Source organism: Lacrimispora indolis DSM 755, assembly GCF_000526995.1.
Taxonomy (GTDB): domain Bacteria; phylum Bacillota; class Clostridia; order Lachnospirales; family Lachnospiraceae; genus Lacrimispora; species Lacrimispora indolis.
This window is the reverse complement of record NZ_AZUI01000001.1, coordinates 3587796-3610654: the sequence shown is the minus strand read 5'-3', so window position 1 is coordinate 3610654 and position 22859 is coordinate 3587796. Positions and strand designations below refer to the sequence as shown.

Here is a 22859-nt window from a genome sequence, read left to right as displayed (position 1 = left end):
TCACTTCCTTGCCATCACCTTCCTGCATGCTGCACCAATCGCCTGACTGCTGTATCCGTATTTTTCCAGAAGCTGTCCGTAATCCCCGGATTCTGCAAATTCCTCTGCTCCAATCATTTCCAACGGAGCAGGATATTCCTGTACCAATACCTCTGCAACCGCACTTCCCAGTCCGCCATGGATGCTGTGCTCCTCTACAGTCACTATGGCTCCGGTTTTTCTTGCAAAAGCAGTTATCAGCTCCCTGTCAACCGGCTTAACGGTATGCATATCAATCACAGCTGCCTCAATTCCTTCCTCCCTTAACAGCTTTGCTGCTTCCAGGGCTTGGTGCAGTACCGTACCCGTTGCAATGATGGTAACATCCGTTCCTTCCTTTAAGACAATTCCCTTCCCGATTTCAAACTTCAAAGTTTCATCATAAATGACAGGAGCAGGCGCTCTGCTTAAACGAAGATACACAGGTCCCTCATATTCCGCCAGCGCAAATACCGCTTTTTCCGTTTCCACCCCATCGGATACGCTTACCACGGCAACCCCAGGAATGGCTCTTACAAATGCCATATCCGTGATACTGTGATGGCTTGCTCCATCATAGGAGTCAGACAGTCCGCAGTAGGTTCCTGCCAGTTTTACATTCAGCCTGTCATAAGCGATGAGGCTCTGGATGGGATCTGCTCCTCTGGTTGTTAAAAAACTTGCAAATGTATTGACAAACGGAACGAATCCTTCCAGGGCAAAGCCTGCCGCCATGGCAGTCATATTCATCTCGCTGATCCCCACATTAAAATAACGGTCCGGAAACTCATTTCCAAAAACGGCGCTTTTTGTGGATGCCCCAACATCAGCCTCCAGTGCAATTATTTTTTCATTTCTCTGTCCCAGCTTTTTTAAAGCTTCTCCATATGCATCCCGAATCGCAACCTTTTTCATGCCGGTGTACCTCCCAGATCAATCTTTGCTGCCTTATAATCCTCTTCTCCAATGGGTTTTCCATGCCAGATATTCTTCCCTTCCATGAAAGAGACTCCCTTTCCTTTCACCGTATCTGCTATAATAATGACAGGTTTTCCCTTACAGGCCACGGCCTTGTCCAGGGCATCGGAAATGGACTTTACATCATGTCCGTCACAGGTCAGTACATTCCAGCCAAATGCCGCCCACTTTGCAGAAATATCGCCCATTGGCATGACTTCTTCCAGTGTTCCGTCAAGCTGGACCCCATTATTATCCAGAACGGCAATCAGATGGTCCGCCTGGAATTTGGAGGCTGCCAGGGCAGCTTCCCAGACAGAGCCTTCCTGGATCTCTCCATCTCCAAGTACAACGTAGGTATAAGCTTCGCTGCCCTTTAACCGTTCTGAAAGACTCATTCCCAGGCCTGCCCCCAGCCCAAGTCCAAGGGGGCCGGTGGACAATTCAACTCCTGGTGTTTTATGTAAACACGGGTGCCCCTGGAGATTGCTGTTAATCTGCCGAAGGGTCTTTAATTCCTCCTTTGGAAAATATCCCAGTTCTGCAAGGATGATGTAGAGAATGGGAGCCGCGTGGCCTTTGGAAAGGATCAGCCGGTCTCTTCCCTCCATATCCGGCTGCCTGGGATCCTGCCTGATTTTTTCATAATACAGCGTTGTCAGTATTTCGGTACAGGATAAAGATCCGCCTGGATGACCGGTCTGTATGTGGTAAAGCAGATCAATCAGCTGGTTGCGGAATCTTAAACATAAGCGTTGTAATTCCTGCTGTCTTTCAGCATTCATATTGTTACACTCCTTTTGCTTTTAAATATTCATTTACCTGTCTGATACATAAGGCAGGGCTGGATAAGGTTACAATTTTGCAGATATCTTCAATATCCTTCTGAAGATGTGCCATAGAGGCCTGGGCAAGAATTACACAGTCATAATTTTGGATTTTTCCTGCCTCTTCCCTTAAAATGCTGTCGTGAACATTCATTTCCAGTTCCTTCATAGCGCGAAATGCCTCTTTACAGACGATCTGATCTAAGTCAATTTCTACACCCGCCGCGGCAGCTTCTTTTTTAAGCTTCTCCCTGGTGGGTTCAACCGTACTCTCTGCCGTTGCCATAATGAGGATTCTCCTGCCGTAAGTTATCCCCTTTGCAGCCATGGCATCATCAATGGCGATTACCGGCACCTTTATAAACGGCCGGAGCATATCCACAACCGGTGTCAAGGTTGAGCAGGTGGTAACGATAAGATCCGCACCGGTCATTTCCTGAGCCTTTAAATCCAGAAACAGGCGGTTTCTGTTATTTATGGTAAATTCACCAACTTCATTGGGATGATCGGCCAGATAATCATCCAGCAGATTATAAACTCTGATCGTTTCTTCCACTCCGTCCCTAAGCGCCTCTTCAAATGTTTTTGCCACATTTTTTACCGTATGGATCAATGCCACTGTCTTCATATCCGTTTTTCCCTCTTTCTATGTCCCATACACCTTGTTCAGGATCGGTTTTAAATACATGGCCGCCCTCTTTGCCGCCTCATACTGACTGGGTATCTGATAAATTTCCGTACAGAAATTCCCTTTATAGCCGCATTCTTTGAAGGTATGAATGATTTTTTCAAAATCCAGTCCGCATTGGCCCGGATACCTTCGGTTATTATCTGCCAGATGCACATGGATGTTATAAGAACTGTATCTGCGGATGGCTTCACAGATATCTTTCTCTTCCAGGTTCAAATGGAACACATCCATCATCAGCTTAAAATTCCCCCGGTTCACCCGGTCTGCCAGCCTTGCACCTTCTTCCAGAGTATTAATAAAATTGGTCTGCATGATGGTAACCGTTTCCAGAGCTATTTTAACGTCCCTTGGCTTCGCATACTCTGAAAGCTCCTGAAATGCCTTGACAGCCAGCTCTTCCGTCTCATCCCTGGACAGCTCCCTGGAATACTGGCCTCTGACACGTCCAATATTTATATCCGCTCCCAGAAAACAGGCAAAATCAATAATTTCCCTGGAGCGCCTGATGGCTTCTGCCCGTATTTCCGCCCTGGGATCCGTATAGCTTAACCCAAGCTGGCCGAATATCTCTCCGGTACAAACAAGAACTATTGACAATCGGTTCTTCCTGGCTTCTGCTTTTACCTCCTCCCAGTCAAGCCGGGACGGATCGAGAGTCATAAGCTCAACCCCATCATAGCCAAGACCGGCAAGAGCCTGAAAGCTTTCTGAAAGTGATCCCTGATAAGCGGTTACCGAATCTGCTGCTGCTACATCCGGAGTCGCTACCTGATAGCATAGTTTCATGATATTTCCTCCTGATCCGCTATTTTATCCCATTAGCCGCCATGAAGTCCGCCTCGTATCTGGCTACATATTCTGCTGCTGCCGCCATATCTTTATAATCAGCAATCAATTTATTCTTCTCCAGATAATCCGTCTTCCACTTATCCGTCTGGGCAACCTTTCCCAGTAAATCGCTCCAGTAAGCAGCGGCAGCGTCACTCATGGCCGCCGGAGCCGCCACACCGCGCCACACAGGAATCTCCACATTCTTATAGTCACCGATCTCACTTAAGGTAGGAGCATCTGCCAGATTACCGGAATAACGTTCCTCAGCCAAAGCCAGAACCGGGATCAGGGAACCTGCCTCCACATACTCCGAGGCTGCCGCAGGCTTGGATATCACGAATTCTATATGGCCTCCAAGAATCGCCGTAATGGCATCACCGGTGGAATCATAGGTAATATAACTCATCAGATCCTGGGTAAGCCCGATTTCAGTAAGCATGGCTTCATAGGTTGCGATGTCGTCGCCCTTTGAACCGCCTATCACTACCTTAGTCCCATTCTTTGCAGCTTCGATTGCCTGGGAAAAATCCTGGTACTTTGTTTTTTCTCCTTTAAAAATCAACTGCTTGTCAACTGCCATAATTGCAAGAATCCTGAAATTTTTCGAACGGTTGGCCGTATTTTGTATCATTGGCATCAGATCTCCGCTGTTAAAGGTCAAAAGGGTATAATCCGCTTTCTTTCCTTTTGTGTTGGCCACCTCATTTCTTCCGATCTCACCGCCTCCGTCCGTTTTATTTGTGACCAAGATGGTTTGATCCAGCATTTTTTCACTTACCATGATATCGGAAATCATACGGGTATAAATATCACTTCCGCCTCCCGGCTTGCTTGTTACAACCCATGATACGTTTTCCTTTGGAGCAAACGGACCGTCTGCCGCCTGATTGCTGTTACATCCTCCTGTAATCAAAGCGGCTGCAATCATCCCTGCTGCTAAAAATATCTTCCTTCTTTTCATTGTAAACTCCTCCGTTTTATTTTATTTTAAGGCTTTTCCTGCCATCTTGTTTTTCATCATTGATTTGACGGCAGGGGCTGCCACTACACCCAAAAACACAACCATAAGTACACAGGTGATGGGCCTTGTAAAGAAGATATCCAGACTTCCTCCGGATATGATAAATGCTTTACGCATATTTGATTCCAGAAGCGGCGCCAATACAAAGGACAGCAGCATGGGCGCTGTGGGATAATCATTCTTATTTAACAGATACCCTGTAATGCCGGACAAAAACATGATCAGAACCCCATACATGGAATAACTGGAACTATATGAGCCCACAACACAGACAACGGTAATGCACGGAATCATGTATTTCACCGGTACGGACAGTATTTTAAGCAGAAACGGGATCACACAGACCGCGATTGCCAGTGTCAGAATGTTTGATAAAAACAGAGAGGCAATCAGTCCCCACGTAAAATCCGGTTCATTTGTAAATAACAGGGGCCCAGGATTCAATCCCCACATCATCAGTCCTCCCAGCAGTACAGCTCCGGTTCCCGATCCGGGGATTCCAAGAGCAAGAAGCGGAGCAAACGCCCCTGCTGCCGCTGCATTATTGGCAGCTTCACAGGACGCAATTCCTTCAATGGCTCCGGTTCCAAGTTCTTCTTCGCTCTTCATCTTCTTCTGGACCGCATATCCCATAAAAGAACCTGTTGTTGCACCCGCCCCTGGAAGCACCCCTATAAATGTGCCGAGAAATCCGGAACGCAGAGCCGGAGGAAGCAGACGTCTGAAATCATGCCTGGTGATCATGCTGCCCCGAATGGTCAATTTCATATCAGAAGCCGCCCCATCCTTTCCCTGGTCACGCTCCATGATAAGCTTAATAACCTGTGAAAATCCAACAGCTCCAATGATATAAGGAGTAAACGGAATGCCTCCAAGCAAATACATGTTTCCAAAATCATACCTGGGAACACCTGACAACGTATCCATGCCAATGCTTGCCAGTATAATCCCGAACATGGTAATGACCACACCCTTTGTAGGATTTTCCCCCACAAGCCAGCTGATGGAGGTCATGGCAATCAAAAGAAGAGCCGTCATTTCAGAGGGACCGAATTTCAAGCCCAGATTTGCCAAGGCTGGACCGGTAAATGTGAGTATGCAGATACCGATGGTTCCTCCGATAAAGGAGGATAAATCGGCAGTCATAAGCGCCTGCCCCGGCCTTTTTTTCTTTGAAGCCATTGGATAGCCATCCAAGGCCGTCATGATTGCCGGTGAATCTCCCGGAATGTTTAAAAGGATTGCACTGAAGCTGCCGCCATACATATTGGAATAATACAGGGCACCCAGCATAATGATCGCAGTTGTGGGATTGAACTTATAGGTCAATGGCAATAAAAGAGCCACCCCTGCAAGGCTGCCGATTCCCGGCATTGCTCCTACAATGAGGCCCAATACTGCTCCTATCAGTGCCGCTCCCACATTTTGGAACGTAAGGGCCGTCTGAAAACCATGAAGTAAAAGTTGTAAATTCTGCATCTTTGTTTTTCCCCCTTTATAAAATGTATTCCATCAGACCCAGGGGAAATTGAATCCCCAGCCACAAACCAAATACTCCGATCACAATAAAAGCGACCACAGCCAGAATAATCAGTGTATCCTTCCAGCTTGCTTTTTCAAAGACTTTCAGCCATAAAATAATATAAAGAAAGCAGCTCCCCACAAGCCCTATAAGAAAGGTTGCAAGAATAATTCCTGCTCCTGATGCGATGACCAGTAATTCCTGCTTTTCGTATTTCACTGTCCCATCTTCTTTGAAAGACTGGATAAAAGCAAGTATACTGGTTAAAAACATAACAACCGCCATGATTGACGGAAAAAACCCTGGTGCCGGCCCCTGAGCAGGCTTCCAGAAGCCCAGTTTAAAAACGCCCACCCATCCGAAAACAACGGCAAATCCTGCCATAAACAACGGTATCATCTGTTTTGTGCGAACCCTCTTCATTGTAATAACCCTCCCCAAAATATTAATCCATATTTTTGATCGTCCTTGCCATCTTTGCGGCCATCTTCACAGCATTTTCAAACGCAGACGTCTTTGCCACTCCTTTTCCCGCAATATCGTAAGCAGTACCGTGGGCACAGGTAACAATAGGTGCCGGAAGCCCGCCTGCAATAGTGATTCCCTGATCAAATCCTTTTAATTTCAGTGCAATCTGTCCCTGATCGTGATACATGGTAACAACCCCGTCAAATTCTCCGTTAAATGCATTGATAAAAAGTATATCCGATGAAAATGGCCCTCTTGCATCAATTCCCATCCGTGTTGCTTCCTCAATGGCCGGAGTGATTACGTCAATTTCTTCTCTTCCGCACTTCCCTCCTTCCCCGCAGTGGGGGTTCAATGCTGCAATGCCGAGAACCGGTTTTTCAATGCCGGAATTTTTCAAAGTAGTGTTTGCAAGAGTGATTGCTCTCATAATGGTTTCCACGCTTAAGTGATCACTTACCCTGGCAATGGGGATATGGCTGGTGGTTCTTGTTGTCCACAAATCCCCCAGAACATTGATCTCACCAAAGGGAGCCGTCTGATGGAATAAATCGGCCAGATAATGATGTTCACTTTCCTTTGTGCAGCCTGCCTTGATCATGGACTGCTTATTCAGCGGCCCGAAACAAAAGCCGTCTATTTTGCCGGCCTGAAACAGTTCCACTCCCAGCTTCAGCAGCTCAAGACATGCTTTCCCGCTTTCAATGCTAAGCTTTCCATATTCGATTTCCGATGGATCCAAATTCTTCTGGTCCAGGACCGGAATCCCGTCTTCCCACGTTGCTTCCGAAACATCGGATATTGCCTGTACCTTAATATTCAGGCCATTCATTTTTTCCGCTTTTTTTAAAACCCTTAGATCTCCCATAATCAGGGGCCTGCAGTGCTGATTTAAAAAACCGTTTGCAGCCAGTCTTGCAATCATTTCAGGCCCCACCCCTGCGGCATCTCCAAGTAAAATTCCCAGTACAGGTTTCCTGCTCATATACTTATTTCTCCTTCTTTGTAATTCTTAAAAGAAAACGTCGACGTATTTTCTATACTCTTTAATAAAGCAAGTATCATGCCAACTATGGAGCGGTAGCCTTTTTATTCATAACTTTATTAAATTACCAGTATTTTTGTGCCTTTTTTCTATCATTGGGATCCTGTGTCCGCTTTCTACATGAGATTATTACGTTTCCCGATGAAACATTTTGAAACATATGTTTTTAAAATGTTTCAAATCTTTTTCCTGCAGCCTGAGATTCAGAACAGGAAAGAACCATTAAAATGGAAAAATTACAATAAAAATAGTCTTCCATGAATTTAATCACAGAAGACTTTTCTGTTAACCCTTAGCCGCCAAGCCGCCACAAGGACAGCCCTTTTGCACCTTCTCTCTCTAAAATGCCGTACCAAAAATTCAGAGTTTCGTCATCGGCATACCAAACCTCATGCTCCCGGCCTTTGGTGTCCCAATAAGAATAAACCCTGCAGCCGCTTTTTTCTTCCCGCCGTATATCCTTATCCCCTGCCTGGCTTTGCCTTAAGACAGCTTCTTCCGTTGAAATCTGCTCTGCTTCTCCGGTGGCTTTTATAAAATCAAATCCGCCGTTTGCTACCGCAAAGTAAGTTTCTCCCGGCACAGCCTTTCCTTTCTCCACCATGGAAATCAAAAAACTTTCATCTGCCTTTGGCCCTGGCTCAGTACCATAGCCGTATAAATTATAACACATAAAAACGTATTCCGGCCCTTTTACAAAGCCCAGTTCTTCCACTGGCGCCCCGGGTTCTAAAATCACTCTAAGCTTCAGTTTTTTCTCAGAAGTCTTTCCATACAGCTCATTGACAAAAGAAGTGAACAGCCTCCAAAGCTCCATATCCTTTTTCATCGCTTCATAGTCGATTTCTACCCCGTCAAAACCTCCCTGTTCTGTCATCTCCAGAATATCTCTCATATGCTCTTCCCTGGATTCCTTTGAGGACAAAAGATAATAAAGTAAGTCTCTGTCTTTAAGAGAAGAGCCCCCTTCTTTTTTCAATAAGTCATTTACAAAAGTCAAATAGCTGTCCATCTTTCCGTTTTTACCGCTATTCTCTACAGCCGCCTTCATATCCATGACGTTTTCTGGAAGAAACAGCTTTTTTTCGCTGTCAAAATATGCGGCAAAATAGCTGATCCCAGCCACCTCTTCCTTTAAGCCTTCCAGCCTTTTTAATACTTCTTTATTATCCCAGTAGACTGCCCAGACATGGACCTTCCGGCTTACGGCACTTACACCGTTCCCTTGGCTTCCCACAAAACCAGAAGCCTCTTGCTGCATTTCGCCCTCTACATGCATCTCCTTTTTCCTTCCTGCACATCCTGCAAGAATCAGCATACAGCCAAAAAGGAAAAGAAATACCACGAAGCGAGCTTTATTACAATGCTTTGATAAACCAGTTGATAACCCGGTTCCAGGTTTCCCTAATTTCATAAAATGCCCGTTCCCCCTCTTTCAATCGATTATCATAAAGAATATTCCCGCTGCTGTCCCTGATCACAAGGTTCTCAAAAACACCATCGTAAACATCATCTGCAATGTTTCTCTGGCTGTAGCCAAAGTTTTCAAATGCCGACTCCAGGCAAAGGGCACCTGCCTCCACATTGGATACAGACAGATCTGATACCGCATTTCTTCCATCAATATTAACGGAAAGATGGCTGCCCTTTAAAACGATATCAAGCTTCCGGCTCCCTGTCTCATTGATTTGGTAATCCGGAACATAATCCCTGTCCGGCAAATCAGATTCCTCCTTCTGCCTTATTTCCTCCTCTACCTTTTCTATAGGATAGCTTAGCTGGCTGTTCTTTTTGTACAAGGTATCCGCTCCCTTTAAAGCTTCCAGTTCATCTTCCCTGACTGTTTTAAATACCTTTCCATCAAATTCTGCCAGATTTATTTCACAGATACTTGAACCATTGTCGTACACAGACAGCACATTATTCTTCACTTCAACGATTACAGCCTTTTCCGGAGCATCTCCTGTTCTCAGCCAGATCCTCTGTATTCCCAATATGTTTCCTGTGAAATCAGCGGAAAGGGAAAGATCCCGGAAGGTCCTGCTTCCTTCCAGACGCAAAAGGCCATTTCCTTCCGGCTCAGAAGTCAAAATGATCTGACTGTCTCTAAATTCCACGGCTCCCTTAAGAATCTCCCAATCAGCTTTTCTTTTTTCATCCCCCTCTTCAAAAATCATATCCTTGCCTGTGTCAGCCTTAATTCTCATTAACAGATGATTCGGATACCAGTAAGCCTGAGGCTGCAGCCTGGTCAAATCATAGGGGTTGGTCTCTCTGTTATTTTTAGAATCTCCCTCTCTGTTAAAATTCATGGAAAACAGCTCTTTGATCCATTTTTCATTTACCTCGCTGACTTTCTCATGATTTCCAAACCTTCCTGTATTGGCATGCATCAGAACATAAAGATCCGGAAGCTCTCCCAATTCCTTTGTATACAAATTCTTCATCAACTGATAATCCTTACTGATCCGTTCCTTCATCTGTTCCGGGGTCTCCTTTGGAATGGCTTCCTCATCACGGATATAATCCATTAAATACTGATTGTAATTTCTTCCCAGATACTGACTCATATAATTGAACTCCTGTAGGTTCAATTCTCCCAGATAGTGATCATACCTGTCAAATACGTTGATATAAGACAGGCGGTAGCCATTGGTTCCCCATTCCCAGAAGCTGGATTTTTTTAGTTTTTTTAAATCCTCAGGCATTAAAAAGGCGTCATCCTTGCCTTCTAATTTCTGACCGTAGCTCAATATTGTAGCAAGGTAATTGTACTTCTCCAATATTTTAGCAGAATAGACAGCCGTATCCCGCCTTCCGTCTTCAAACATCAGGAACAGGGAATTTTCAGGCAAAGGAATATCTTTTTCATAGTATTCCATCATGTCTTTCTGCGATATCGTCACATATCCGTTCCGCTTTAAGGCATTCATATGTTCTTCCAGTCTTTGAGTGCTGATTAAAGACGAAGTTCCGGCCCGATCCACTCCAAAATAAGACAACGCAATGAAACCCGGATCTCCCTGTTTTAAACCATCTCCCTCCTGAAAAGGAATATACTTTTCAACTACGAAAAAAGCACGGAATAAAAGTACAAGAAGAGCGGCCAGAATGATGGCCTGTATGACACTCCGCACTGCTTTTCTCTGATCCTTTGATAATCTAAGCACCTTCATAAGACTCCTTTAGTTCAATCCGCCGGCCTTCGCTCTGCTTTTTTCCGTTTCGTTCCCCTCTTCTTTTCATCTTTCCTGCGCTCCTCATCTACATCCCTTTGAGTCATTCTGGTACCCCATGTGGATTTCCAGAAAGTAACCCAGGCCACCGGCATCTGCCAAAGTAAAACAGCTTCATAGTACAGACAGAAGACCAGGCCAAAAATCCAGGTAGTGCTCCTGCGCAGCAGCATCTGGGCCATACTCATGAGAAACGCCATCAGCAGAAGACCTACCAGAAATGTGGTAGGAAATACATGGCGGGTGACCGGAACATAAACCAGATTATACAAAACAACAACAGGTGCCAAAACAGGCACAAGCAGGCCTATGTAAAAGAGTACGGCGGCGAATGGTTCCTTTTTAAACATAAAGCTTCCTGCAATTAATGATTCCCTCAGCCACGAGCGTTTCCATCTCATCTGCTGTTTTAAAAAGACCGGGTATTTGTTCGGCACTATGGTCTGGCAGACTGCACTGTCCTGATAAGAAGTCCTGTGGTGTCTTAAAACAAAGTTGGTCATAGCCCGGTCATCTCCAAAGGTTGCTTTCTGGCCTAAAAAGCTTTGATTCAGCCATCGTTCCATATTGTCCATGACAATCTGCTTTTTATAGCAGGCCAAAGGGCCCGACAAGCAGGTAACTACGTCAAAATAAGCTTCCGCCGCTTTCAAAATCCGAAAGGCGATATAATATCTGACAGACTGCATCTTTGTCAGGCCATTGGTATAGGTATTTGCTACATCCGTCCTGCCGGACACCCCTCCCATTTTAGGATCCTTAAACGGCTGTACCAGGTTCCTGATGGCAAAAGGATCTAAGAAACTGTCTGAATCCACAAACACCAAAAGCTCATGTTTTGCCTCCAGAGCACCTGCTGCCAGGGCTTCCCTTTTCCCTGAGTTTTTCTTTAATACAATATATTTCAGCCTGGATCTGGTTTCAAACTGCTCCCCCTCCCGGTAGAGCTTTTGGACGATCTCATCTATTTTTTCCACAGACTTATCGCTGGAGCAGTCATCAATGATAATAACTTCCAGCTTATCCACAGGATAATCCTGGTTGATACAACTAAGAATGGTTCTTTGAATCCACTCCTCCTCATTAAAACAGGGAATCAGCACCGTCACTCCCGGCGTAAAATCAACATCAAGGGGCACCTCCCTGTACAATGCCCCAAACAGATAACGGCTGAGTAAAAATACAGCAGCCATAATGCTGTACAAATACAGTATTTTATTAAATCTGAAATAAATTACGCTTTCCGCACGCATCAGGATCACAAAAATACTGATAAAAAACAACAGCATGCTGGATATCATCAGCATATACCTGCCCTTTTTCTTTGCGGAATAAAGGGACAGGGGAATGCAAAAGAGAAATCCACAGTGGTAAGAGGAATCCTCCATCAGCTGGGTCCTGGCAATGGAAGCCTGGATTTTAACCTTCATTTCCAGTCCTTCCGGCAAGGTTCCTGGGAGGATTTCAAATTTCAGCAGGATTTTATCCGCTTTCTTCAATACCTCCAGAGTTTCCTCAGAAGATATATTCAATAAAATCCCTGTCATGGAAATGTCCACGCCTTTGCACACCATGCTTTTCTTCTTTTTCCCGGAAACGCAGATCACTTCCACATCATAATCAACCTTGTACCTTAATCCTGACTGTTTCTGTGCAATATACTCATTAATATTGCTGCTGTCGTAAGTTTTTCCCCTCCTGTCTGCATTGGTCCTGACATTGGTCTTATCCGGAACATTGGACAGCAGCCTTCTGTCCTCTTTTAACTTCAGAAGAACATCCTCTGAAATCTGTCCTTTTCCTTTTTTATTGCGGCGAAGATTCATCTTGTTTTTCATCCCTATTCAATTCACTGGCAGTTGCTTTCCTGGTTTCTCCTACAGCGGCCTCAGCAGGTGTAGCCCTTTTCTCCAATGGTTTCGTTAAATAATTACTTATTTTGTCAAACCGGTAACCCTGATTTATCAATTCAGGGATAACAAGGTCCAACGCCTTGGCTGTAATATCCGGATCAGAGGAAGGCTCATTGGAATCATCAGACATATGCAGAACCATTACACTTCCATTTTGCAGAGGGTATCTGGATCCGTCACCTTTCCGTATTCCCTTTAACAGCTCATCGGCCAGCTCTCTGGACGTCTTCGCTTCATAATCATGACTGCTGAAGTCGCCGCTTACTATGTATTCGAATCCCATATCAAATATAGATTCCATGCCGTTTTTACTCATAGCCAGGGTCGGCGGCCGGAATATTTTTGTCAGTGCAGGCCTGCCGTCTGCTGCCATGTCTCCCACAACGGAGCAAAGCTTTCTATAGGACAGGGCTAAATCCGCCATCCTTTCTGCCTCAACCTGGCTGGTTAAAGAGTTATAAAACGGCCTCTTTTCCCGCCTGGATTTGATCTCATCGTAAACAGCATAAGGAAGATGGCCATCTGTATGGGTTCCGATATCGTGGCCTTCTGCAGCAATGGCCCTTAAGAGATTGGGGTTTTCCTCTATACGGTTGGTCCTTATGTGGAAGCTTGCCTTGACCCCATATTTTCTCAGCACATATAAAATCTGGTTGACCGGCTTATCAGACCCCCAGTCATCAATGGTCAAAAACAGCACCTTTTCGTTTGTAAACCTTCCGGTTATATCAATCAGCTTCAGTTCCCCCTGGGAAAATCCGGGAAGTACGTTCTCGTCGCTGTAATCAGGATTTCCCACATACCGCTCCTTCATGATCCCAAACTTTTCCCCTTCCGAGAACCAGGCCAAATGCCCCGGAGCAATATCCCCCACCCCGGCCGTATAATCAGCTTCTTTTACAGGGTACTGATAAAGCCCAGGGCTGTTCCTTAATTGCCCTGCACTGACAATGCGGTACTGGGATCCGTTGTTTTCTATTCCATCTTCATAGGAGTTGGTCAGAACACGGTTCTTATAAACATCCAAAAGCAGATTCCCAATGAGATCTTTGTCTTTGTAATAATCCATCCGAAAATATACTATATATCCTCTTCTTGCAGATATATTCCCGGCATTAAAGGAATTTGCCAAGACAGTTTCCAAGGTCCCATCTGGTCCTGCTTTGGAATTTGCCATAGAAAGATCCTGCCATACCAGAGTGCAGCCTGCACTTGCAATCGCTTCTGACATCTCACCGGTAATCTCTGCGTCATAAGGATATCTGGCTAAAACAGGCTGTACTCCAAATTCCTTGTTCAATTTTTCCTGCATTCCAGTAAGACTCTGGTATACAGACTTAAAGTCATTTCCGCTTCTTCCCGTAAGGCAGAGTCCGATTTCGTGCCCCCGGCCCAATATCTGTCTGATCTCTTCCTTATTTTGATCAATCTCCTCACCGGTCACAAAAAATGTACCTTTTCCCTGAATCTGGTCCATCTTGTCAAGGACATCATACAGAACCTCTGTCCGGCTGATCCCGGAAAAAGTAAAAGAAAGCTCCTGGCTGGTGCTATGTACAGTATAGACAGATTCCGCCTGTCTGCCCTGATTGTCCCGCCGGATCTTATCAAAATCAATGGAGACGGCTGCTTCCCCGGAAGGTGCCGGTGCAGGAGTATTGGATGTATATTGTGTTTTATCTATCATTTCCTGCAGAAAAGAAACCCTGTAATTCTTTTTGTCCAGATATGCCAGCACGTATTCTGCTGCTTCCTCCACATCATCACTGACATCCAGCCTTAAGTGGACAATTTCCCCCTTACTGATTCCTTTCTTGAAATATGTTTTTATCTCCTCTGCCGATCTTCCTTCTGTCATTGGGTTTTTGGAATAAGTAACCAGATCATAAGAAAGGGCTGAGGCGGCTTCCCGCACCAAATCGTTATACTTTGCGTAAACAGGCATAAAGAGCTTTGTATCAACCCCGTATTTCTCCTTTAACAGCTTGTCAGTTTTGTATATTTCAAAACATATACTGGAAAAATCCATATCAGATAAATCTTTTCCGGTCAGACCTCCGTTTCCAATCTCATGGCCCTGGGCAATGATTTCTTTTACCCTGTCTTCACATTCTTCCAGTTCCTTTCCTGTAATAAAGAACGTAGCCTTTCTATTGTTTTCTTTTAAAAGCAGCAAAATCTTTTCTAAATTTTCCTGGCTGCCTATTCCCCTGAAAGTAAGGCCTACATCGCCGTCCCGGCCGCCCATGGAATAAATCTCAGAAAGCTTCCCCCCGTTTTTCTCCCTTAACTGAGAAAAATCCATGGCAAAGTCCTCATCCTGATATTGGGGAATCTCCTGTGCAAACGCAGTTTGATACCCGGTTTCTTTCAAAGCCTTTGTAAACCAGTCTATCACCTGAATCAGGCGTTCTTTCTCTGATTTATTGTCTTTCTCTCTTTCTTCACTCTCGTTGAAAGAATGATCCCCGTCTTCCTGTGTGGAGATTTCCTCCACTTTCTTACCGTACTCCGCCTCATTGAGAATCCCTGACATCTTAATGGTAACTATGCTCCCCCACTTTAGGCCCTTCACGTAATCCAAAGCCTGCTCATAGCTGGAAAAACTCTGATAATTAAGAAATTTCCTGCTCTCAACCACATATTCATATCCACAGGCAGAGGCCGCCTCTAAAAACTCCTTTGAGCTATTAGGAAGGGTCCCCTGCAGGACCTTTGGTCTCTCTCCCGTAATCTGGTGCAGGATGTGGTTTGCTTTTGCAAGGTTTTCAATTAGTTTCTCCTGGGGCAGTTTTTCCAGTTCTTTCTCTCCTTTTAATCCGCTGCTGCCGATTTCGTTCCCTTTTTCTTTTATTTTAAGGATAAAGTCCGTATCCTCGGCAGCCGTTATTCCTGATATCATAAAAGTGGCCTTCTGACCGTTTTCAGACAGCAATTTTAAAGCTTTATCATTGGTTTTACTATCGCTTGTACCTAAAAAGTTAATGGCAACCACCTTTTTCATGGTATCCACATCCGTCGCTATTCTGGCTTCCTGATCTTCATTCTTCAATTGGTCCAAAGCACCTTTTATATCCTGGGAAGCGTCATATAAAGCCTGTCCTGTAGAAAAGCTGCCTGCCTCCATTGGCTTTAACTTTGCCCCGGCAATGGCTACGACAGAAGTAAAAGAGAGCAAAAGCGCGGTTATTTTCAAATATCCTCCATACCGGCCCAAACCGCTTATCTTCCTGGGTGTTTTTATAGAGTCCACTGGTGGAACCAGTGCTTCTTCTTCGACAGATAAAATCTCCATTAATTCTTTTGTTATGGCACTGACCTTATCCTCTTTGATCACCTCTGGAATTCCACCATGTTCCCTTGTTTTTGGAGAAACAGGTGCTTCTTCACCCTGAACGGCTTCTTCCAGAAGAACACGAATCAGCAATTGATATTCACTCACCATATCGTAATCGCCGCTGTCGCAGAGAATGGACAATTTCTCTGCATCTGAGAGCACTTCCTGCATTCTCACGTTAATATCTTCACTATGAGTATGGTAAATAAATTCATTATAATCGGCACAATCAAAATAACGCTCAAAACCGGCAAGGAGCACTTCTCCTCCATGTCTGCGGATCCATGCTACAAGATTTGAAACACAAGTATAAAGAAATTCCAGCCTGCTGAGATTTTTTATATTGGAAGCGACCATCGGTGCATCCAAAGGAATCATGCGGGAATACTTTTTTGTCAGGTTTTCCATTTCCTGAGAAAGTTCCATGACGCATTCCCTGATCAAGTCTTTCCCAGTCATAATTTCATGGGTGTGACAGCGTAAACGGAAACTGGACAATTCCTTTTCGTTCAGCAGATATTCCTCAATATCTGCTGCATGAAGAGCATAGGAAAAGCGAAGATCAAGCATGGCAGACTCAAGCAGTTCCGCATCCGCCATTCCAAGGAGTTCTTTCAAAACCAAAGCACCAACCATAACTTTTACAGATTCATTTGGGCCGGATGCCTTTCTGCCGTAAAGTGGTGAGAATATACGTTCATCAATGATGGGAAACAAGCGCTCCGCAAAATCCTTGGCCCATGACTTTTCCAATATTTCCTTTTTGCGTTCTGTCATCTTGAACTGAACATCATCAACATTCATCCTTCGCTCACCTCTTTTCATTTAATCCGATATCACAGACTGATTCTTTTTCTAAAGACTCCAATAATAATAACCTGATTCTCGCAGCTGTTTTCCATTAAAAATGCTTTTCACATCAATGACAACTTTTCCCGAATCAGGAAAATCCCCAAACAGACTTCCTAATTGTTCTGAATTGATTTCTAAAAACTCCTTATGAGAAACAGCAAATACAACCCCATCTGCTCCCTTTACTTCCTCCATCTTTACAACATGTATCCCATAATCTTTTTCTTCCTGCTCCCCAAGATAAGGATCCACCACTTTTACTGAGATCTCATAGGATTTCAACCTTTCCACAATATCCAGAACTTTCGAATTCCTGATATCCGGGCAGTTTTCCTTAAAGGTAAAACCAAAGATATATACAGAAGCATTCCTTACCAGCTTATTGGCTTTGATCAGCTGTTTTACGGTCATATCCGCTATATATTCTCCCATGCTGTCGTTGATCTTTCTTCCGGACAAAATGATCTGAGAATGATATCCAAGACTCTCAGCCTGATAAATAAAATAATAAGGGTCTATCCCGATGCAGTGACCGCCAACCAATCCCGGCGTAAATCCCAAAGCATTCCACTTCGTGTTCATGGCCTCCAGCACTTCCTTGGTGCTGATCTCCATTTTATCAAAAACAACGGCCAATTCATTCATAAAAGCAATATTGATATCTCTCTGTGCATTCTCCACTAATTTGGCAGCTTCCGCAACCTTTATGCTTCCCGCACGGTAAACACCCGCTTCAATGATCAGTTCGTAGATCCGGGCAATCTCTTCCAGGGTTTCTTCATCTATCCCTGATACAATTTTAACAATATTACTTAAAACATGCACTTTATCCCCAGGGTTAATCCGTTCCGGAGAGTATCCAACCTTAAAATCCTTGCCGCAGGTCAGCCCTGACACCTCTTCCAGTATGGGAACACAAATATCCTCTGTAACTCCTGGATAAACAGTGGATTCAAATACTACAATGCTTCCCTTTGTTAAATTTCTCCCGACAATCCGGCAAGCGCTTGATACAGGTTCTAAATCAGGCGTTTTATCCTTATGGATGGGAGTGGGAACTGCCACCACAAGAAATTTAGCTTCCTTAAGCCTTTTCTCATCTACTGTAAATTCTATATCCAGATTCTTAATGTCTTCCCCTACTTCATTTGTGACATCGATTCCCCGCAAATAGGCCTCTATCTTTTTTGAGTTGGTATCAAAGCCAATGGTTTTAACCTTTTTGGAAAATGCTGCAGCAATAGGAAGTCCCACATACCCCAGCCCAATGACTGCTATGGTTTCTTTCTTATTGATGATTCTATCGTATAGCGTCATACTGCCTCCCCTACTTAATAAAGCACCTTGCAGTAAGCTGCACAAAAGCAGATCTCAAGGGATCAAATTACTGTTCATAACAACACTCTGATAGATGTACTATATCACCCTATACCCCTTTGCGCAATAAATATTTCCCTGCTTATCCAGGCCAGGATAAACCCAAATATTCCACTTATTTCCATTATTACTTTTATTCAAGTTATTCCTATGTTTGAAGAATTCAACTTTAACAATTGGGGATAGTTACGATTACACCAGGCTATCATAATATTCATGTTCGCCTGCAAATTAAGGAAGCGTTATAGATTAATTAGAAATATTAAAAATACTTTACAAGATCAATACGATATAGAAGAAGAGAAAAATCATAAAACCATATATACCGGGCTCTTTGAAGGAAGAACGCTGGGTAATTATATTTGTGAGACTGCAATTTTATCGGCAGATCATATCAGCAGTACAGTGCAGGCCAGTCTGAATGGATGGACACCATTTAAACTGGCCTGGCTGCGAAATTCACTTATCAGGGTTTTTACATATAAATTCCAAAATCCGTTTTTTTCATCTTTTGGGAAAGATCCTTCCTGATTTCCCCCATATCCGCCTTTACAAGCGTCTTTTCTTTCACCACACATTCTCCTGCCACGTACACCTCTTCCACATTGGAAGAATTGGCGCTGTAAACAAGGGCTGAATAGGGATTATAGACAGGGAACATATTGACGGAGCGTGTTTCAACCAAAACCAGGTCCGCCTGTTTTCCCGGCTCTAAGGAGCCTGTTAAGTCATAAAGCCCAAGGGCTTTTGCTCCCTGTGCCGTGGCCATTGCCACAATGGTTTCCGCCGGAAATGCGCTCCGGTCTTTTGTCTCATTTTTATGAAAATCAGCGCAAAGCTTCATTTGTGTAAAAATATCCAGGGTGTTCCCGCTGGCAGGTCCATCCGTCCCAAGGCCAACAGGAATTCCCATGAGAAGCATAGAACTTACGGGAGCAACTCCCTTTGCTGCCTTTGTATTGGAGCCGATGCAGTGAGCCACTCTTGCCCCTCTTTCCTTAAAAAGCAGAAGGTCTTCCCCCGTCATATGGATGCAGTGAGCTGCCAGGGTCTCTTTTCCCAATACCTTAATTCTGTCTAAATACTGAACCGGAGACATATTATATTTCTTCCGGAAAAAGTCCATTTCATAATCCATCTCAGCCGTATGAAGGGTAAAGGGAACCTTTAAAGTTGAATCAAGACGGTAAGCCTCCGAAAGCAGTTCTCCCCCGCAGGTATTGGTCCCGTGGGGTGCAATGCAGGCCGATATCCGGGGATGGGATTGATATTTTTTTATCAATCCCTCTCCATAAGCCAGCGCTTCATAAGGATCGGCAAAATCACAGGCCCCCTCTTCCATCACCGTCTGTCCTGCGAATCCTCTCATCCCCATCTCATCCATGGCCTTTGCGGCTTCTGCCTCAAAGTAATACATATCAAGGGCCGTGGTCACGCCTCCAAGAAGCATCTCCCCTGCCCCATAGCGGGTAGACAGATAAACAAGCTCCTCATCCATGGCCTTTTGCTCCATGGGAAGCAGGAATACCCGGAGCCTGTCCTTACAATCATCCCCAAGCCCCCTGAAAGGGATCATCCCCATATGGGTATGGAGATTCACCATTCCAGGCATCAGAATGCCGTTCCTTCCATCCACGGTTTTTGTGTCAGAAAGCCCTGCCTCTTCCGGCAAATCCTTCATATCTCCCACTGCAGTGATGCGGTCGTTTTCAAACATCACAAAACCGGGATCATGGATTTCCCGGTGTTCATTCATTGTTAACACAGTTACATTTATGATTATCGTTTTCACACTGATCAACCTTTATCTTGTTATTGCCCATGATTTGAGGACATAAGGAATATCCCTAAGGCTCCTGCTTTTCCACCAAAGGAACCTTTTCCTTTGTCTTCACATCAAACAGGCCCTTATCACTTATCTTTAACTCCGGTGATACCAGGAGCGTCAAAGTGGAAATGGACATGATGACATTGCTGTTCACATATCCCATTGCTTCGATTTCCGCTCTCACCTCTGCCAGTTCCTCTGAAAGCTTTAAAAGGCTTCCGTCAGAGATAATCCCGCCTACGGGAAGTGCAGCAGAGGCCGTGATTTTGCCTTCCCTGGCTGTTACATATCCGCCCTGCATATGGACCACCCGGTTTTGGGCAAGCACCATGTCCTTTGCAGAATTTCCAAGGACCAGCAGATTATGGCTGTCGTGGCTCCATGTAGTTGCTATCGCTCCGGGAGACTTTAAGGCATGTTCCACAAGCCCATAGGATACATCTCCTGTCTTTCCATAACGCTCAAATACCACCGCCAGGCAAAGACCTGCCTCCTGCCAGCATATGCTTTTGTTGCGAATGGGAATTTCCCGCTTCACATGTCTGACCCTCGTTCCAAACTCCTGAATCTGCATGACATTTACAGTCGCTGTCCCTTCCCGTATCTCGCAACGGTTTAAATTAAAGTCAGAGGCCAGGGCCAGTCGGCATTTTATTGACTGGTAAAAATGATCCGGAAAAACCGCCTTTGGAAAATCCGGGCTTTTTTCGTGCTTTTTTCCGCTTTTATATACAGCAGAAGGGCAAAAGCTCACCAGATCGTCGAGTACAACGAAATCAGCCAGCTTTCCGGGGGCGATCATCCCCCTGTCATCAAGGTCCATTCTCCTGGCAGGTGTCAGAGTGGCACAGTAAATGGCCTTTTCTGCCGGCATTCCCTGCTCCACGGCCAACTTAAGGATCTGGTTTAAATGCCCCTTAACCAGATGGTCCGGCATGGTGTCATCCGTCACAAGAGCCACATTTTCATATAGAGCGTGGGACACCACCGTTTCCACCACATCAGGTGTCAGGGATTTTGCCTGCAGCTCCAGAAACATGCCCATGTCCGTCTTTTCCAGAACTGACTCCGGCGTCTGCTGGGTATGGTCCGCATCCACGCCGCCTCTGATAAAGCCTGCCAGGGCTTCTCCCGACAGGGCAGGACAATGCCCTTCAATCTTTAACCGGCGTTCTCCGCTTTGGCACAGACTGACGATCCGCTTGATCAGGGTATCATCACTTGACATTAAGTCCAGGTCATTCATCACCTCACCAAGGCAGATAACTTTTTTCTCCTTTAAAAGCTCTTTAACTTCCTCTTCCCCCATCTGTCCGCCTGAGGTTTCCAGATCAGTTCCCGTGGAAGGAACACTGGACGGGATCCCGTAATAGATGTCCAGTTCCGTTTCCTGTTCCATAAAGCTTTTTATTCCTTCCAACCCGTATACATTGGCGATCTCATGGGGATCAGCCACCACGCAGGTGACTCCCCAGGGCAGGACTGCCCTGGAAAACTCCTCCGGATACGTCATGGAGCTTTCGATATGCATATGAATATCGATCAGTCCCGGTATGATATATTTGCCTGCAGCATCTACCACACATTCCGCCTCATATTTGTCCCTATGATATGAGGAAGGGGAAATGTCGTAAAACCTTTCCCCCACAACCGCAATGTCCATTTTTTCAAAACATTGCCTGTATGTCCGGTAGACCCATCCATTTTGAATCAGTAAGTCAACCTTCATGTTTCCTCTGTCCTTAATTATTGATAATACGGTTCCACTGGTCAATCCAGTCGCTTAAATTCGGATTTACAAAAGAATAATCCAGAACTTTAGCACGTTCTGCTGTTTCTCCGTAAGTCATGTTTGCAGCATCTTCCCCGGAAACCTCCACCTGGCTGTTGGTAGGCGCTTCGTTTAATGCCTTGGTAGTCTTGCTCTGCAGCTCCTTGCTTAAGCGGTAATTGATGTATGCGTAAGCCAGTTCCTTATCCTTGCAGTTCTTGGTAATGCTGATGGTATTGAAGTTTGCATAGGTCACATCAGGTGTCACGTATACCAGATCAGGGCTTGCTTCCTTAATGGTCGGAACGCCGAAGTCGCCTACAATGGCTGCCTTGATTTCTCCTGAGGTGAACATATTGATTAAGTCGGAAGACTTTGCATAGGTCTTTACAAGGTTTGGCTTTAATTCCTCCAATGCCTCAAAAGCTGCCGCTCCTTTATCGCTTTTCACGTCAACGCCCTTGTAATCGCTTGCCATGTAAACCATGGCAGGACCAAAGGTGGTGGTGATATCCGGAATGGCAACGCTTCCTTCCAGCTCCGCTTTCCATAAATCATCAAAGCTCTTGATCTCAAATCCCACTGCCTCCGGATCATACATGATACCGATGCTGTTGATGGTATAGGCAACGCCCTGCCCGGCGTCTGCCATGGTCTTTGCCGCTTTGATCAGATATTGGCTGTTCTCGATCTTGCTTAAATCCAGAGTCTCAAACAGACCTTCTTCTATTCCTTTGGCAGTCATTGCCTGTGAAAGCTCGATCACATCAATGGAGCTTTCGGAGTTTGCAGAAAGCTTTGTGTAACGTTCATTGGTGCTTCCCGTCTCTGTTACGATCTTGCAGTTGTACTGATCCTCAAAAGGCTTGTACACCTCTTCTTCCGAGATGTCCTCGCTTAAGCCGTAGGTGGATAATACCAGTTTCTTTTCTTCTGTGCCGCTGGTTTTCTCTCCTGCAGCTGTTGTTCCTGCAGTTCCGGCACCGCCGCAGCCTGTTAATAAAATAGCCGCACACAGGGATAATGCAAATACTTTCTTCATAATCTTGATCCTCTCCTTTTTATAATTGTCCGGCTTTATCAGCCGTTGTTACCCTTTAATTTCTTTGATTCTCGCCATGCTTTTTGGCATACAGGGATACCCCTGGGTGTTTCCTTAATACTT

At 45.0% G+C, this 22859-nt stretch carries 16 protein-coding genes; all 16 read right to left on the bottom strand.

Annotated elements, in window-relative coordinates; genetic code table 11:
- Complete coding sequence (locus tag K401_RS0117345) at positions 1 to 933, bottom strand: transketolase family protein (protein WP_024294138.1); 933 nt, start codon at positions 931 to 933, stop codon at positions 1 to 3.
- A complete protein-coding gene (locus tag K401_RS0117340) occupies positions 930 to 1760 on the bottom strand; it encodes a transketolase (RefSeq protein WP_024294137.1) in 831 nt (276 codons plus the stop codon). The genes K401_RS0117345 and K401_RS0117340 overlap by 4 nt, the downstream gene beginning before the upstream one ends.
- A 4-nt stretch (positions 1761 to 1764) precedes the next feature.
- On the bottom strand, positions 1765 to 2430 hold the full coding sequence (locus K401_RS0117335) for an aspartate/glutamate racemase family protein (protein ID WP_024294136.1): 666 nt from the start codon (positions 2428 to 2430) through the stop codon (positions 1765 to 1767).
- 18 nt (positions 2431 to 2448) lie between these two features.
- On the bottom strand, positions 2449 to 3279 hold the full coding sequence (locus K401_RS0117330) for a sugar phosphate isomerase/epimerase family protein (protein ID WP_024294135.1): 831 nt from the start codon (positions 3277 to 3279) through the stop codon (positions 2449 to 2451).
- Between the two features lie 19 nt (positions 3280 to 3298).
- Positions 3299 to 4285: a Bug family tripartite tricarboxylate transporter substrate binding protein gene (locus K401_RS0117325; protein ID WP_024294134.1), complete on the bottom strand. Its 987-nt coding sequence runs from the start codon at positions 4283 to 4285 to the stop codon at positions 3299 to 3301.
- 21 nt (positions 4286 to 4306) lie between these two features.
- Positions 4307 to 5824, bottom strand: a complete 1518-nt coding sequence (locus tag K401_RS0117320) for a tripartite tricarboxylate transporter permease (protein ID WP_024294133.1) — start codon at positions 5822 to 5824, stop codon at positions 4307 to 4309.
- Between the two features lie 16 nt (positions 5825 to 5840).
- Positions 5841 to 6290: a tripartite tricarboxylate transporter TctB family protein gene (locus tag K401_RS0117315; protein ID WP_024294132.1), complete on the bottom strand. Its 450-nt coding sequence runs from the start codon at positions 6288 to 6290 to the stop codon at positions 5841 to 5843.
- Positions 6291 to 6312: 22 nt separating this feature from the next.
- On the bottom strand, positions 6313 to 7320 hold the full coding sequence (locus tag K401_RS0117310; protein ID WP_024294131.1) for a PdxA family dehydrogenase: 1008 nt from the start codon (positions 7318 to 7320) through the stop codon (positions 6313 to 6315).
- A gap of 352 nt (positions 7321 to 7672) precedes the next feature.
- A complete protein-coding gene (locus tag K401_RS0117300) occupies positions 7673 to 8794 on the bottom strand; it encodes a glycoside hydrolase family 18 protein (RefSeq protein ID WP_024294130.1) in 1122 nt (373 codons plus the stop codon).
- Positions 8739 to 10556 carry a polysaccharide deacetylase family protein gene (locus tag K401_RS0117295; protein ID WP_024294129.1) on the bottom strand — a complete coding sequence of 606 codons (1818 nt, stop codon included), beginning with the start codon at positions 10554 to 10556 and terminating at the stop codon, positions 8739 to 8741. The genes K401_RS0117300 and K401_RS0117295 overlap by 56 nt, the downstream gene beginning before the upstream one ends.
- A 14-nt stretch (positions 10557 to 10570) precedes the next feature.
- Positions 10571 to 12442 (bottom strand): glycosyltransferase family 2 protein, encoded by a 1872-nt coding sequence (locus tag K401_RS0117290; RefSeq protein ID WP_027352407.1) that lies wholly within the window; start codon positions 12440 to 12442, stop codon positions 10571 to 10573.
- On the bottom strand, positions 12423 to 16670 hold the full coding sequence (locus K401_RS0117285; protein ID WP_024294127.1) for a polysaccharide deacetylase family protein: 4248 nt from the start codon (positions 16668 to 16670) through the stop codon (positions 12423 to 12425). Before K401_RS0117285 ends, K401_RS0117290 begins: the two co-directional genes overlap by 20 nt.
- Before the next feature lie 51 nt (positions 16671 to 16721).
- The gene (locus tag K401_RS0117280) at positions 16722 to 18035 is read right to left on the bottom strand and encodes a nucleotide sugar dehydrogenase (RefSeq protein WP_024294126.1); all 1314 of its coding nucleotides are present in this window, start codon (positions 18033 to 18035) and stop codon (positions 16722 to 16724) included.
- A gap of 535 nt (positions 18036 to 18570) precedes the next feature.
- Positions 18571 to 19887 (bottom strand): amidohydrolase, encoded by a 1317-nt coding sequence (locus K401_RS0117275; RefSeq protein WP_024294125.1) that lies wholly within the window; start codon positions 19885 to 19887, stop codon positions 18571 to 18573.
- 55 nt (positions 19888 to 19942) lie between these two features.
- The gene (locus K401_RS0117270) at positions 19943 to 21652 is read right to left on the bottom strand and encodes an adenine deaminase C-terminal domain-containing protein (protein WP_024294124.1); all 1710 of its coding nucleotides are present in this window, start codon (positions 21650 to 21652) and stop codon (positions 19943 to 19945) included.
- Between the two features lie 13 nt (positions 21653 to 21665).
- Positions 21666 to 22736, bottom strand: a complete 1071-nt coding sequence (locus K401_RS0117265) for an ABC transporter substrate-binding protein (RefSeq protein WP_024294123.1) — start codon at positions 22734 to 22736, stop codon at positions 21666 to 21668.
- Positions 22737 to 22859 lie beyond the last annotated feature (123 nt).